The organism is Actinoallomurus iriomotensis (assembly GCF_030269445.1).
Taxonomy (GTDB): domain Bacteria; phylum Actinomycetota; class Actinomycetes; order Streptosporangiales; family Streptosporangiaceae; genus Actinoallomurus; species Actinoallomurus iriomotensis.
The window spans coordinates 259,737-273,255 of the sequence record NZ_BSTJ01000003.1; the positions used below are offsets into that span (position 1 = coordinate 259,737).

The 13,519-nt window shown below is 68.0% G+C and carries 13 protein-coding genes; 3 read left to right on the forward strand and 10 right to left on the reverse strand.

Annotated features, from left to right (window positions below):
* Positions 1-271: 271 nt before the first annotated feature.
* The 9 genes from QSK37_RS14275 to QSK37_RS14315 form a co-directional block, all read right to left on the reverse strand.
* The gene (locus QSK37_RS14275; RefSeq protein ID WP_285620537.1) at positions 272-1,777 is read right to left on the reverse strand and encodes a twin-arginine translocation signal domain-containing protein; all 1,506 of its coding nucleotides are present in this window, start codon (positions 1,775-1,777) and stop codon (positions 272-274) included.
* A gap of 29 nt (positions 1,778-1,806) precedes the next feature.
* Positions 1,807-2,574: a sugar isomerase domain-containing protein gene (locus tag QSK37_RS14280; protein ID WP_285620540.1), complete on the reverse strand. Its 768-nt coding sequence runs from the start codon at positions 2,572-2,574 to the stop codon at positions 1,807-1,809.
* Complete coding sequence (locus tag QSK37_RS14285) at positions 2,567-3,733, reverse strand: hypothetical protein (RefSeq protein ID WP_285620542.1); 1,167 nt, start codon at positions 3,731-3,733, stop codon at positions 2,567-2,569. Before QSK37_RS14285 ends, QSK37_RS14280 begins: the two co-directional genes overlap by 8 nt.
* Positions 3,730-4,377 carry an N-acetylmannosamine-6-phosphate 2-epimerase gene (locus QSK37_RS14290; RefSeq protein ID WP_285620545.1) on the reverse strand — a complete coding sequence of 216 codons (648 nt, stop codon included), beginning with the start codon at positions 4,375-4,377 and terminating at the stop codon, positions 3,730-3,732. Before QSK37_RS14290 ends, QSK37_RS14285 begins: the two co-directional genes overlap by 4 nt.
* The gene (locus tag QSK37_RS14295) at positions 4,374-5,288 is read right to left on the reverse strand and encodes an N-acetylglucosamine kinase (RefSeq protein WP_285620549.1); all 915 of its coding nucleotides are present in this window, start codon (positions 5,286-5,288) and stop codon (positions 4,374-4,376) included. The genes QSK37_RS14290 and QSK37_RS14295 overlap by 4 nt, the downstream gene beginning before the upstream one ends.
* Entirely contained in the window at positions 5,285-6,100 is an 816-nt protein-coding gene (locus QSK37_RS14300; protein ID WP_285620551.1) for a carbohydrate ABC transporter permease, read from the reverse strand. Before QSK37_RS14300 ends, QSK37_RS14295 begins: the two co-directional genes overlap by 4 nt.
* 68 nt (positions 6,101-6,168) lie before the next feature.
* The gene (locus QSK37_RS14305; protein WP_285568370.1) at positions 6,169-7,032 is read right to left on the reverse strand and encodes a carbohydrate ABC transporter permease; all 864 of its coding nucleotides are present in this window, start codon (positions 7,030-7,032) and stop codon (positions 6,169-6,171) included.
* A gap of 5 nt (positions 7,033-7,037) precedes the next feature.
* A complete protein-coding gene (locus QSK37_RS14310; protein ID WP_285568368.1) occupies positions 7,038-8,300 on the reverse strand; it encodes an ABC transporter substrate-binding protein in 1,263 nt (420 codons plus the stop codon).
* 21 nt (positions 8,301-8,321) lie between these two features.
* The gene (locus QSK37_RS14315; protein WP_285620557.1) at positions 8,322-9,074 is read right to left on the reverse strand and encodes a GntR family transcriptional regulator; all 753 of its coding nucleotides are present in this window, start codon (positions 9,072-9,074) and stop codon (positions 8,322-8,324) included.
* A 357-nt stretch (positions 9,075-9,431) separates the two neighbouring features.
* Here QSK37_RS14315 and QSK37_RS14320 point away from each other — a divergent pair, with 357 nt between their 5' ends.
* Both QSK37_RS14320 and QSK37_RS14325 read left to right on the forward strand, forming a co-directional pair.
* Positions 9,432-10,037, forward strand: coding sequence for a class I SAM-dependent methyltransferase (locus tag QSK37_RS14320; protein WP_285620559.1), 606 nt, complete (start codon positions 9,432-9,434; stop codon positions 10,035-10,037).
* Between the two features lie 91 nt (positions 10,038-10,128).
* Positions 10,129-11,331, forward strand: a complete 1,203-nt coding sequence (locus QSK37_RS14325) for a DUF418 domain-containing protein (RefSeq protein ID WP_285620562.1) — start codon at positions 10,129-10,131, stop codon at positions 11,329-11,331.
* 57 nt (positions 11,332-11,388) lie between these two features.
* On the opposite strand, the gene QSK37_RS14330 is transcribed toward QSK37_RS14325, so the two are convergent.
* A complete protein-coding gene (locus QSK37_RS14330) occupies positions 11,389-11,628 on the reverse strand; it encodes a DUF7683 domain-containing protein (RefSeq protein WP_285620566.1) in 240 nt (79 codons plus the stop codon).
* A gap of 738 nt (positions 11,629-12,366) precedes the next feature.
* Here QSK37_RS14330 and QSK37_RS14335 point away from each other — a divergent pair.
* Entirely contained in the window at positions 12,367-13,233 is an 867-nt protein-coding gene (locus QSK37_RS14335; RefSeq protein WP_285620569.1) for a hypothetical protein, read from the forward strand.
* The last annotated feature ends 286 nt before the right edge of the window (positions 13,234-13,519 follow it).

The following is a 13,519-nucleotide window of genomic DNA, read 5'->3' on the forward strand; positions in this document are numbered from 1 at the left end:
GACCTCCGGATTTCTGCGGCCGTCGACAGAGACGGACTCCCCGGTTCAGATCCGGCAGGAACCGGCAAGTCAACCATTAATCGGCAAATCTTGAGGTCTCGTTCTGTACCGCCGGTCACGCAGAGCATGGCTATGTCCGGACAAGTCCGTCATCGACACGGTGAAAAGCGCCGCCTCTTCGGCGTTCTCCGGCCGCGAGAGGTAGTCGAAACGCCCGCCGAGTTCGCCCATGCGCACAGAACGAGCCCGGAGACCGGCCGACCCTGATCGTTCAGCGCAGGTGGGCGGCCAGCAGGTGCCGTGAGCCGGGATCCCAGTTCCGCCGCATCAGCGCCGCGTGCTCGCCGAGCGCCCGGACGCGCGGGTTGCGCGAGGCGGTCACCCGGCGGGCCACCGCCGGCAGCGCGTCGAGCCCGTTCTGGATCTTGCGTAGGTCGGCGATGCCGAGCAGCCCGCGTTCCAGGTTGTCGCGCAGCACGGACGGATCGGCCTGCGCCGACGGGGAGAACAGCGACTTGTTCCAGTAGAAGCAGTCGTGCAGGAACATCAGGTCGTCGATGTCCTGATCGGTGGCGGTGTCTCCGAACACCGAGCGGCCCAGCGCCGCGCGGAACTCGGCGTCGGACAGGTCCGGGTCGCGCATGTACTCGCGGTACGCGATGCGGTTGACGGACACGAGCGGGTCGACGTACGGGTTGGCGTCCAGCCCGATCACGTCGATGCCGAACGGATGCAGCTGGCGTCCGACGATCCCCGGTTCGCCTATCTCGGGATGCTTGGGCACGAACGTGAAGAACTCCTGCGACGGCAGGTAGCCCGCGAATCCGTGGTCGCGCACGTAGCGCGCACTGGCCTTCATGTACGGCGGTGACTGGCTGATGACGTCGAGGTCGAAGTAATAGGAGTACGACGCCCGCTTGACCAGGTCGAGATTGACCGTCCACGGCGAGAAGATCAGGCCCCACCGCGGGTCGTAGGGCTTGTCGGCACCGTTCGAGCCCCCGGTGAAGTAGTTGGGGTGGATCAGGATCTGCGCGTCCGGATCGTGCGCCCACACGTCCTCGGAGATCTGCCGGACGAACTCGTACTCGAGCTCGTAGTAGTGCGACGCGCCGCCGCATGCGCCGCCGACGCAGATGTCGATGTCCGAGGACTCGATCAACAGCCCGTCGGCGTTCGGGTAGAAGTCGAAGTACATCTCGCGTGCGTAGTTCAGCATGAACGTCCGCGCGTCGGCCTTGGTCGGGTCGAGGTTGTAGCCCCATGAGTCGATGCCCTGCAGGCGGGCCAGCTTCCCGTTCGCCTGCACGCCTTTGAGGTCCGGACGCTCGAGCGCGTACTGGTTGGTGCCGTCGTAGGTGTACGGCGTGAACCCGAGCAGGACCTTGACGCCACGGGTGTGCGCGTAGTCGATCAGCCGGCCCACGAAGTCGTGCCGCACGTTCGCGTGATGACGGTTGTACTGCCAGGTGATCGGGTACTTCCGCGACCGGAATGCTCCGCCCATCCACATGATCACGTGCTGGATGCCGTCGTCGGCGAACGTGTCGAAGATGGATCGCCAGGTGTCGTAGCCGGCGGTCGGGATGCGGCAGAACGTGATGTAGTAGCCGCGCGAACCGATGCCGGGCGGCGGGGCCGACATCGGTTGCCGCGCAGCGGCCTGCGCGGCACGGGGCTGGGCGGCGGCGCGACCGGCGGTGGTGCCGCCGAGCAGGCCGGCCGCACCGGCGGCTCCGCTGAACTTGAGGATGTCACGGCGGCTGGGCCGGGTCATGGGTCCTCCTTCGGACTCGGGGGCGTCGATCAGGGCTCACCCAGCCGGACCCGGCCGGTGTAGTGGGCGAGTACGGCCTGGTTGTGTTCGTCGCCGCCGGGGATGTTGGCCGAGATGAACACCGGGACGTCCTGGTGCGCGGCGAGCAACCTGCCGCAGACCTCCGTCACCAGCAGCTGGGCGATCAGCACGCTGGTGAGCGACGAGGTCGCGCTGATCGCGGCACCCGACGGCAGGTTCAGCGCGGCGTCGCCGAAGACGCCACCGTTGTCGATCACCACGTCGGCGAGCTCGAACAGTCGCAGTTTCGATGGATGCCGGGACTCGATCTGCCGCGAGTGGTTCAGCGACGTCACCGCGACGACCGGGTGGCCGCGCTCCTTCACCAGCCGGGCGAGCTCGACGACCGCGCCGTTGCCGCCGGAGTTCGACCCGATGATGAACACGTCCTGAGGGTGGACGTTCGCCAGCGCGAGGATGCGCGCGGCGAGGCTCGGGTCGCGTTCCAGCGAGGGGTCGAGGATCTCCTCCGGAGGTACCCCGCCGTACATGACGAGGTCCTTGACGGACAGGCCGTTCGCCGGGATCAGCCCGCCGGCGCGGCCGACGATCTCCATGGCGAACGACCGGGAGTGCCCGGTGCCGAACATCTGGATGACGCCGTCGGCGAGCAGCGACTTCGTGACCAGCTCGGCCGCGGCCGCGATGTTGTCGACCTGCGTCTCGATCACGCGGTCAACGGCATCGCGCATGATCTCCGCGCACGCCTGTTGGCCGACCTGCACCGTGTCAGTCATCACTCTCCTCCGCTTCGAACATCTCGTTGATGGCGCGCGTCGCCCGGCCGGCCGCGTCGGGCCGGAACGGGCTGGACAGCACCTCGTAGCCAGGCGTCTCGAAGGCATCGGCATCCGGTAGGTAACCGGCGTAGCCGTTCGCGTAGCCGAGGACGACGCCGTCGACCAGGTCCCGTACCGCCAGGTACGGTTCGGCGCCGATTCCGGCCAGCCGGATGGCGCCGAGTCGGACCGTGTCGACGCGCAGCATGGCGACGCCGTCGGGGTGGCGGGTCATCCGCTCGCGAGCGACCGCCAGGCCCTGCCGATACGTGTGCGCGATGCGGCCGTCGCCGGACGGCGCCGCCGGCACGTCCTCGGCCGGACGGATGGGCAGTCGCAGGGTTCGCGTCCCGGCCTGGACCGGCGGGTCGCCGCGTTCGAGGTGGATCGGCTCCGTGGCCAGGACGTCGACGATCTGCGCGGCGGCGAGTTCGCCGAGGCGGTCGCACTCCTCTGGTGTCGAGGCGCGCCGCGTCATCCGCGTGCTGATGTCGCCGGCGCAGCCGGTGGCGACGACGACCCAGGTCGACGGGCCGAGTCGCCGTCGCACGGCGCGGCGCACCGCCCCGGCCAGGTCGGCGCTGACCCTGGTGTTGCCCGCCGGCAGCACGGTCGGGTGAATCGGCGACACCACGACCACTCCCCGCAGCCTGCCGTCATCGTCACGGGCCGCCAGCACGTCCGCCGGTACGGACGGCGCGCCGTCCGTACGCGCGCGTACCGAACCCACCCCGTGCAGGGCGCCGGCGTGCCACGCCAGCGCCGCGTCCGCCACGACGACGCGCGATGCCGCCTCGGCGGCCGCTGCCGGGATCGCCTCCAGCCACGGTGCCGGCGTCGGCCGGATGCCCGGCCCGCAGTTCAGGTCGGGACCCGAGTGCGTGTGCGTGGCGGTCGTCCAGACCGGGCCGCCCCCGAGCGCCGCTGACACGGAGTCGGCCAGGTCGCCGCGCACGCACACCACGTCGGCGACGACCAGGGTGAGGCCGCCGAGGCGAACGCACCACACCTGCAGCTCGTCCAGAGTGCCGGTGGCGCCGCCGACCCGGTCGGCATAGCCGCCGAGCGCAGCGCCGAGGGGTACGGCCAGCGGAGAGGACGCGGCACCGATCCTCATCGCTCCACCAGCCGGCGCGTGATGGCGGTGGGATTGGTGATCGCCGTACCGACGACGACGGCGGTCGCGCCGGCGTCGAAGGCGGCCGACACGTCCGCCGGCGTGACGTAGCGCCCTTCGGCCACGATCGGGCAGGAGAGCTCTACGGCCAGGCCGCGTACCAGCTCCAGATCCGGTTCTGACGGCACGGGACCGCCGGTGTAGCCGGACAACGTCGTCGCGACGAGGTCGGCGCCGGCCGAGGCCGCGGCCACGCCGGCGGCCACCGAGTCGACGTCGGCCAGCACCGGAACACCCAGCTCACCGTGGATGCGGGCGATCAGGCCGGACAACGTTTCCGGCCGTGGCCGCAGCGTCGCGTCGAGGCCGACGATGGAGGCGCCCGCCGAGACCAGCGGTGCCGCCGCTGCGAACGTCGGCGTGATGTACACGCCGTCCGGGTCGCCGGTCTTGGAGATACCGATGATCGGCAGGTCGACGGCGGCATGGATCGCGGCGATGTCGGCGGCGCCGTTGGCCCGGATGCCGGCCGCCCCACCGAGCGCGGCCGCCCGCGCCATCAGCGTCATCCCGGCCGGACCGTGGAACGGACTGGCCGGCGGCGCCTGGCAGGACACGACCAGCGAGCCGCGCGGGAAGATCATCGCGCCTCCCGGGTGACCAGCGTGCCGTACGGATGCTCGCCGAGCAGCCGGGCGGCCCCGTCGATCGGGGCACCCTGCGGCTCGCGCACCCGCGCCTCGGGGCAGCGCGCGGCCAGGCCGGCCACGAACGGCTCGCGCAGCAGGTCGGCCACGTCGAACAGCCGTCCTGTGTACGAGACCGGCACCTCGGCCGCATCCGGGAAGCAGCGGCGCACCACGCTCATGGTGGTGTCGACGAGCCGATCGGCCGCCCGCGCCCAGAGCTCCGATGCGACGGCGTCCCCAGCGCGGGCCTCCGCGACGACCGCCCGGGTGAACGACGCGATCGACGCCACCGGATTGACCGTGCTGTAGATGCCATGCGGGAAGTCCGGGACGTCGGCGAAGTGCGCGTCGAGGACGTCGACCAGGGACGTGGCCGGACCGCGACCTTCACGGGCGCGCAGCGCGGCGGCCACGCCGGACCGGCCGATCGAGAAGCCGCTGCCGTCGTCGCCGAGCAGGTGGCCGAACCCGTCGGCGTGCTCGGTCCCGTCGCCGTTGACGCCCAGGCAGTTCGTGCCGGTGCCGGCCGTGATCACGACGCCGGGGCCGCCGCCCAGCGCACCGGCGTGCGCCGTCACCACGTCACCGGCGATCAGCACCTCGTCCGCGCCGATCGCGTCCAACATCGCTCGTGCCATGCGACGAGCACCGTCCACCGTGGACGGTGCGCTGGTCAGGCCCAGGGCGATGCGGCCGACCGGGCGTCCGTCGACGGCGGCGCATACCGCTCGTACGGTGCTGTCCACCGGGTCCACGGACGGGCGGTACCGGAAGCCGTCGTGCTCCACGACATCGCGCACCGCGCCGTCGACCACCAGCCCCAGGCGCAGCCGGGTCTGCCCGCCGTCCACGGCGAATTCGCTCATTGAATGCCCGCCGACATCGTGATCCCCTCGACGAATCGCTTCTGCAGGAAGCAGAACAGCAACAGGGTGGGCAGCACGGCCATGACCGCCGCCGCCACGAGCATGGGGATGCCGGTGGCGCCGGCGTTGTCGGCCTGCATGGCCGCCAGGCCGACCGGCAGCGTCTTGTGGCCGTCATCGCTGCCCACCAGCAGCGGCCACAGGTGGCTGTCCCAGGTGGTCATGAACACGACGAGCGCGAGCGCCGACATGGGTGCGGTCATCATCGGTGCGACGATGCGCCACAGGATGCGCATCTCGCCCGCGCCGTCGAGCCGGGCGGCGTCGAGGACCTCGTCGGGCAGGCCGTTGATGCTCTGCCGCATCAGCAGGATGCCGAACGCGCTCGTGCCGGCCGGCACGATCAGACCGGCGAAGCTGTTCACCCAGTGCAGCTTGAAGACCAGGGCGTACAGCGGGACGTAGATGACCTCCAGCGGAATCATCATGGTCGCCAGCACGATCAGGTACAGCAACGTCCGCCCGCGGTAGGAGAACTTCGAGAAGCTGTAGGCGGCCAGCGTGCACGTGACGACGTTCAGCAGCGTGACCGCCACGCCCACCACCACGCTGTTCAGGTAGTAGCGGGCGAACGGCACCGTCGTGAACGGCAGCGTGAAGTTCGACCACACGAACCGGCTCGGCCACCAGTGCGTCGACAGCACCTCGTCGGCCGGCTTCAGCGCCGACAGCACCGCGTAGACGAACACCGACGCGAACAGCAAACCGCCGGGCAGCAGCAGGCCGTACAGCACGACCGCACGAACGTTCACTCGCCGTCGACGCCGGCGTACCGGGGTGGCGGACGACACCGCTACGGGAGGCCGCTTGAGCACGTCCGTCATCGCTCACCCGACCGGAACAGGCGCAGTTGCAGCATGGTCACCATCAGCAGTGCGAAGAACAGGAGCACCGCCACCGCGGACGCGCGTCCCATCCGGGCGTTCTCGAAGGCGGTCTTGTAGACGTAGAGGTTGACGACCTGGGTCTTGAAGCTGCCGCCCGTCAGCACGACCTGCGGGCTGAACGACTGGCAGCCCCGGATCACCGCCATCACGCACACGACCGCGGTCATCGGTTTGAGCAGCGGCAGCGTGATGTACCGGAACGAGCGGAACGCCCCGGCCCCGTCGAGGGATGCGGCCTCACGCAGCTCGCGCGGGATCCTCGACAGGCCGGCCAGGAAGAGGATCAGGAAGAGCCCGGTCTCCTTCCAGACGCTCGCGATCACCAGCGCCCACTCGGCGGACTTGGCGCTGGTCAGCCAGGGGGTGTGCGTACCGAGCACCTGGTTGAGCAACCCGTCCGGCTGGAACAGCAGTCGCCAGATCACCGAGATGGCCACCCAGGACATGGCGACCGGTGCGAAGTACAGCAGCCGGATGAAGCCGCTGCCCGGCAGTTTCGTGTCCAGGCCGAGCGCGAGCAGCAGGGCCAGCAGCACGGCCGGCACGTACGTGAACAGCAGGTAGAAGCCGGTGGCCTCGAGAGACTGGTGGAACTGCTCGCTGTGCCACAGGAATCCGTAGTTGGCGAATCCGACCCAGTGCGGCGGGCTGGTCAGGTCGTAGTCGAACAGGCTGATGTAGAACACCCGGACCATCGGGTAGACGGCGAACAGGCCGAACAGGGCCAGCGCCGGCACCGCGAACACGGCACCGATGATCTTGCGATGCGCCGACGCCCGTACGTTCAGGGTCGTCATGGCGCTCACTCCGACAGCGACTGGTTGATCGTGTCGGCCGCCTGCTTCAAGGTCGAGCCGGCCGGCTTGCCGTCCAGCACGGTGCTCTCGATCGCCGTCTTGATGGCGTCCTGCACCTCGGCCCAGTGCGGTGCCACCTCGTCGAATCGCCCCTGCTGGTAAGCCTGTTCCCAGACCTTCAGGAACGGCACCTTCGCCGCCGCCGGCGACGACGACCAGTCCTTGACCGGCTGGATGAAGTTGACGTCGGTGAGCCACCGCTGGTTCTGCGAGGTCACGTAGTCGATGAACTTCCACGCCTCGGCCTGGTGCTTGGACGCCTTGTTCACCGCCATGTAGTAGCCGTACCAGCGGCCGTTCGGCTTGCTCGGGTCCACCTGCGGCAGCGGCACGACTTCCATGTTCTTGTAGGTCTTCGGGTTGTCCTGGGCGATCTGCCCGACACCCCACGGGTACATGACCGTCATGGACGTCTTGCCCGCCTCGAAGTCGGCGAACGGCGCCGTCGCGTCGTGGGAGGCGGTGTGCGGGTCACCGAGTTTGTCCTTGTTCACCAGGGTGTTCCACAGCTCGAGCGCCTGCACGCCGAGCGGCTGGTCGATCGTCGCCTTCTTGCCGTCGTCGCTGACGATGCGTCCACCGGTCTCGTTCAGCAGGATCTGCAGCTGCTGGGTGTACTGGCCGGCGCTGAGGTAGAGGAAGTTGAACCCACCCTGCCCGGCGGCGATCAGCTTCTTCCCGTCGGCGGCCACGTCGTCCCACGTCTTGGGCGGGTCGGCCGGATCGAGGCCGGCCTTCTTGAAAGCCGCCTTGTTGATGGCGAACGCCGTGGCGTTGAACTCGGTGGGCAGCCCGTACACCTTGCCGTCCGGCCCCTTCGCGCCGTCGAGCGTATTGGGCAGGTACCGTCCCTCGGCGGCGGTCTGCGCGGCGGAGTCCATCGGTGCGAGCAGGCGCTTGGGGATGTAGTCGCCGCGAAGCGCCACGTCGTCCATGTTGATCACGTCCGGTCCCGAGCCGTTGCTCAGCGACGTGAGCATCTTCGTGTTGAAGTCGGTGTTCGGGATCTGCTGGTAGTCGATCGTGACGTTGGGATGCGCCTTCTCGTACTCGGCGATCAGCTTCTTGTTCAGCGCGATCATCGGCGGGTGGGTGTGCGTCCAGAACGTCAGATGCACCTTGTCACCACTGCCACTGCTTCCGGAACCGCACGCGGTCATCGCGACGCCGACCACGCACAGCGCCAGGACGGCGCTCAGCTTCTTCATGACGGTCATCCCTCGTGTTGATCAGGCGGGCGCCGCGGCCGACAGCCGCGGCCGGCGGGCAATTGGTCGTACGGCGAGGCGATCGGTCATCAGGGAGTACCGGTCGGCTCGGAACAGGTCGACGCCGAAGTCGACGACCCGGCCGGCTTTCCCGTAACTAGTCGTCTCGATACGGAGCAGGGCCGCGCCGGGCTCGCACTCGAGCAGCCGCGCTTCCCGTTCCGACGCCATGGCGATCTCGATCACCGATGTGCCGGTGAGGATGTGTGTTTCGTACCGCTCGGCCAGCAGCTCGTACCACGACCCGGTGAGATCGTCCTGCGTCAGGCCGGGCACCCGGCCCGCCCCGACCCAGGTGGTCTCCAGGCCGATCGGTTCGCCTTCGGCCAGGCGCAGCCGGGTGAACCGCACGACCGGATCGTTGGACGGAATGCGCAGTACCCGAGACCGGACGCCCCCGCGGCGCAGCCTCCGGAACTCCACCACCCGGCTGCTGGGACGCAGACCCCGATCCCGGATGCCGTCCGAGAACGACTGCATCGCCATCGGCCGGGCTATCTTCTGCCGCGCCACGAACGTGCCCCGGCCCTGCTCGCGCACCACCAGACCGGCGACGACCAGCTCGTCGGTCGCTCGGCGCAAGGTCATCCGGGCGACGTCCCACTCGCGGGCCAGTTCGCGCTCGGACGGCAGCGCCGTGCCCGCCTCGGTATCCTCGATGAGTTGCAGCAACCGCGCACGGATAGCCGACACCTTGTTGTAACTGGCCTGCATCGCGGGACCTCCGTCCACAGCTCAGAGCTGCCTATCCCGTGGCCTTTCCTAGCAGCGTGTTGCCTGCGCGGCGGTGCCGCCAGGCATACGTGTTAGACCACTCAAGGCAGCTGACCATACGATCAACCAGGCAGAATAGGAAGATCCAGGGCCTGGTGGACCACGGTGGTCTACTGGAAGTTGGGGCCATCGGTTGCCGGAGGTGTGACCGGCGCCGTCCGCGGAAATTTCAGTACGAGCGGCTCAAGGTCCGTCCGGCTCATCGCGGCTCGACCCCGGGAAGACATCCCCGCCGTCCGTGCGATTGGCATGCCGTCCACTGTCCGGCGCGGCGACCGGCTCAATATCCTTGCCGCCATGAGCCGTTGGGACGAGCTGACCGGTGGGACGTCCGGGGAGGACTACGCCGCGCGGTTCGCGGCTCTGGCCGACAGCGGCAAGGACATGCACGGTGAGGCGCGGTTCTGCGCCGCACTTGTTCCCGCCGGAGCGCGGGTGCTGGACGCCGGGTGCGGTACCGGACGAGTCATGATCCGCCTTGCCGAGCTCGGGTACGACTGCGTCGGCGTGGATCTTGATCCGTCCATGCTGGCGGTGGCGCGGAAAGCGGCGCCGGGACTGCCGTGGATCCGGGCTGACCTGGCGGAGTTCGACCCGGCCGCGGTCACTATGGCCGGGGACTTCGATCTCGTGGTCGCCGCCGGCAACATCTTCCCGCTTCTCGCCGCGGGCACCGAGCTCGCGGTGGTCACGCGCCTGGCCGCGACCCTGCGCCCGGGCGGTCTGATGGTCGCCGGATTCGGCTTGGACGAGGCCCACCTGCCGGTGCCGCCCAGCATCACCCTGCCGGAGTACGACGCCTACTGCGCCGCGGCCGGCCTCACCTTCGTCGACCGCTTCGCCACTTGGGACGCCGACCCCTACGACGACGGTGGCTACGCCATCAGCGTCCACCGCCGCTGAGGATCCCCGTCGAAAAGGGGGGCTGGGTACACCCTCTGGGGTAGACCTGAGCGGCTGGGTGACGGTTTTTCCGGACCATAGTCTCGTCTGCGTGAAGTCATTTGCGAGCAAGCGAAACGCCCAAGTCACGGCGACATCAACACCATCGCGGATATTGGATGTCGACGCCTTGCGGGGATTCGCCCTGTTAGGCATCTTGGTCGTCAATATCGCGTTCTTTGCCTCAGGGTACCCGATACATGGCACCCTGGATCCGGCTTACACTTCGGGCGAAGACAAGGCCGTACGCTGGTTGATCACCTTTGTGTTCGAGATGAAGTTCTATCTGATATTTTCCTTTCTCTTCGGATATAGCTTCACGCTCCAGATGGATTCGGCCGCCCGCCAGGGAGCGGTATTCACCCCGCGCATCCTGCGTCGTCTTGCCGGGCTTCTGACGCTGGGCCTCATCCATGCCGTGCTGCTCTTCTATGGCGACATCCTTTCCTGCTACGCGGTGCTCGGGCTGATCCTGTTCGCCTTGCGGGGCATCAAGCCCCGAACCGCTCTGATCGTGGCCGGCGCGATCGTCGGGATGCTGGTGGTCACCCTCCTGCTCGCCGACGGCGCGACCGCGAGCGATCCGGTCACCGCGCTCGCGGAGGGCCATCGGACCACGGCCGCCATGCGAAACAGCCCCGCGAGCTTCATCACCAGCAATATTCATATTCTGCCCCTTATGGCGGCGACGCTGGCGGTGCAGGGCCTCAGCTCCTTCGCCGCGTTTCTTGTCGGTTTCGCTGCGGGCAAGCGCCAAGTGCTGGCCCGCGTCAAGGAACACGACCGCAGCCTGCGGCGCATCCAGTGGGTAGGCTTTCCGGTCGGACTGGCGGGAGCGTTTTACCTGGCCAGCGCCGGCAGTGTTGTCAGCGATCTCACCCCGGTCGCCGTAACGATGCTGACCGGCTCTTTCCTGGCAGCCGCGTACATGGCAACGGCGTTGCGCTTCTTTCAGACGGAGCCCGGCAGTCGCGTCATGGCCGCCCTAGCGCCGGCAGGCCGGATGGCACTCACCAACTATCTGAGCCAATCCCTGATCTGCGCCGTCCTGTTCACGGCGTACGGTTTCCGCCTGGCCGGCCATGTCTCACCGCTGGGCGCCCTCCTGTTGGCGGTGGCCATCTTCGCCGCGCAACTGTGGCTGAGCAGGAAATGGCTCACCGGTCACATCTACGGTCCTGTCGAGTGGCTCCTACGTGCGGTCACACTGGCGAGGCTCCCGGCCATGAGGGCAGGCTCCAAGCCTGGGGACTAGGGCAGCCGTACGCCGGGAAACCGTTGTGAGGACACGTTGGCGGGCGAGCCGCTCGGCTCACCCGTCAGTCGCGACTCCTTCTACGAAGTAGAGGAGCCCTTCTTCCGGCGGTGGACAACCAAGCGTCTCGATGATGCGGGGCCACATCTCGTGCTTGACCTCGTAGCAGTAGACCATCCACTCGTCATCGCCCCGGTCGAACATCTCTCGGATTCGGACCAGCTGATCCCGAGTGATCGGAAGGGTCGTCCGCAACCACTCATCTTTGCTGTCGTAGGCAGCGAGCCGCCATCCCATGTGACGCTCCGTTGGCAGCAGGCGGCGTATCCGTGCTTGGACACGGTATCGATTTGCGTACCCGACCTGCATCAAAACCGTGCCAGTAAGGTGCCCGGACGGGTGACGAGTACGCGGGACGACTTCGCCCACAACTCCGCCTGCGGGCCATTCTGTGGCGTCGTCCCGTCCGGCTCGATGACCTGGCGGCGGAACTGAAGCCGTGCCGACGCGCGGTGACACGGCCCTGACGACGCTGCGAGGTCCGCTGCGGTCGATCAAGCCCTCCTATGACCTCAACCCGTGGGGGCGGCAGCCCCCAGGGGTCGTCCCACCGGGCCGGCACGAGCCTCCGGCCGGATTCGAACCGGCGATCTGCCGCCTACAAGGCGACTCATGCCGACACTTCATCAGTAGTCATGGCGCTAATGGCTGCTCTGGCAGTCCCCCACCACCGCTCAGCGCGACGGTCGTCGGCACGACGACGCCCTTTTCGGTACACCTATTTCCCGAAACATTCGACCAGATAAAAGCTTCCTCGCAATGGTAAAGATTTCAAAGGTTTCAAAGAATCGATGCAGCATGATAGCGTGCGGCCTTGCCTATGCGAACGGACACGCTTGCCATTTTTCTGAAACGACAGAGAAAGCAATTTCAACCACACGGGCAGTCATATGTCCATATTGGCCGGGAGGCCTGATGGGTTCGACTATGAGGAAATGCGGCGGCATCGCCACGGCCGCACTGATGATGACTGGAATGGCCGCCGTTCCGCCGGCGCACGCCCGCCAGGTCGTGAGGGTGCCCTGCAGTGCACCGGCGCTGGTCAACGCGGTCGCCGCCGCCAACCAGACCGGCGAGGGCGTGCTCGTGCTGGATACAGGTTGTAACTACGTCCTCACCGCGCCGTCCGCGACCGGACGAGGGCCGGACGGCCTGCTCATCAACGCGGATGTCGAGCTCATCGGCGGATCCGGCACTCAGATCAGCAGGTCCGCGACCGCGGCACCCTTCCGGATCATCGAGGTCGCGGCGGGCGCCTTCCTGGATCTGGAGAACACCACTATCACCGGCGGCCTGACCAACAACACCGTCCCGAGCAATGACACGGGCGGTGGCATCCTCAACTCGCGTGGCACCACGACGCTGTACCGCTCGACGATCACGGGCAACACCGCGGACAACGGCGCCGGCGTCTCCAACGACAGCGGGCGGCTGGACCTGAACCAGTCGTCCATCAACGACAACACGACCCGCGCCGGCGGTGGCGGCGGTGGCGGTGTGTACAACGACGGCGCCCTCAACATGCAGAACAGCGTGATCCGCCACAATCACGCCAATACGAATGGCGGCGGCCTCTACAACGGCCAAGGCGGCAGCACCGAGACCGTCGGCAGCACCGTTGACCTCAACACCGCCGGCGCGCAGGGCGGTGGCGTGTACAACGCGCCGGACGGTCGCCTGCTCCTGCAGAGCACCAACATCACGCTCAACTCCGCGACCAGCGGTGGCGGCATCTTCAACGCGGGCCTGCCAAGCCGAGTGAATCTCATCGCGAGCGCTGTCACCAGCAACACTCCGAACAACTGCGTGCCTGTCGGCACGATACGGAACTGCACGGGCTGACCCGGATTTCCCCGTCAACGCGGCGCCGTGTGTGCCAGGCACACCGCACTGGCACACACGGCGCGAACCGGGGGCCTGCGGTCGGGGACCCAGCGCCTCGCCGGAGAGCCGGTAGAGCTGAAGGAGATGGAACCCTGGGCTGAGGGCCGTCGGCGCCATCGTCCGCGGAAGCCCGCTGTCGCCCGGCCCGTCCGACGCCGCCTTGAACAACCGGAACGCGGGGTAGGTCAGCGTAAGGGAGAGGCGGCCGGGGCTTGGCTTAAGGGCCATAGGGAATCCGCGCTCG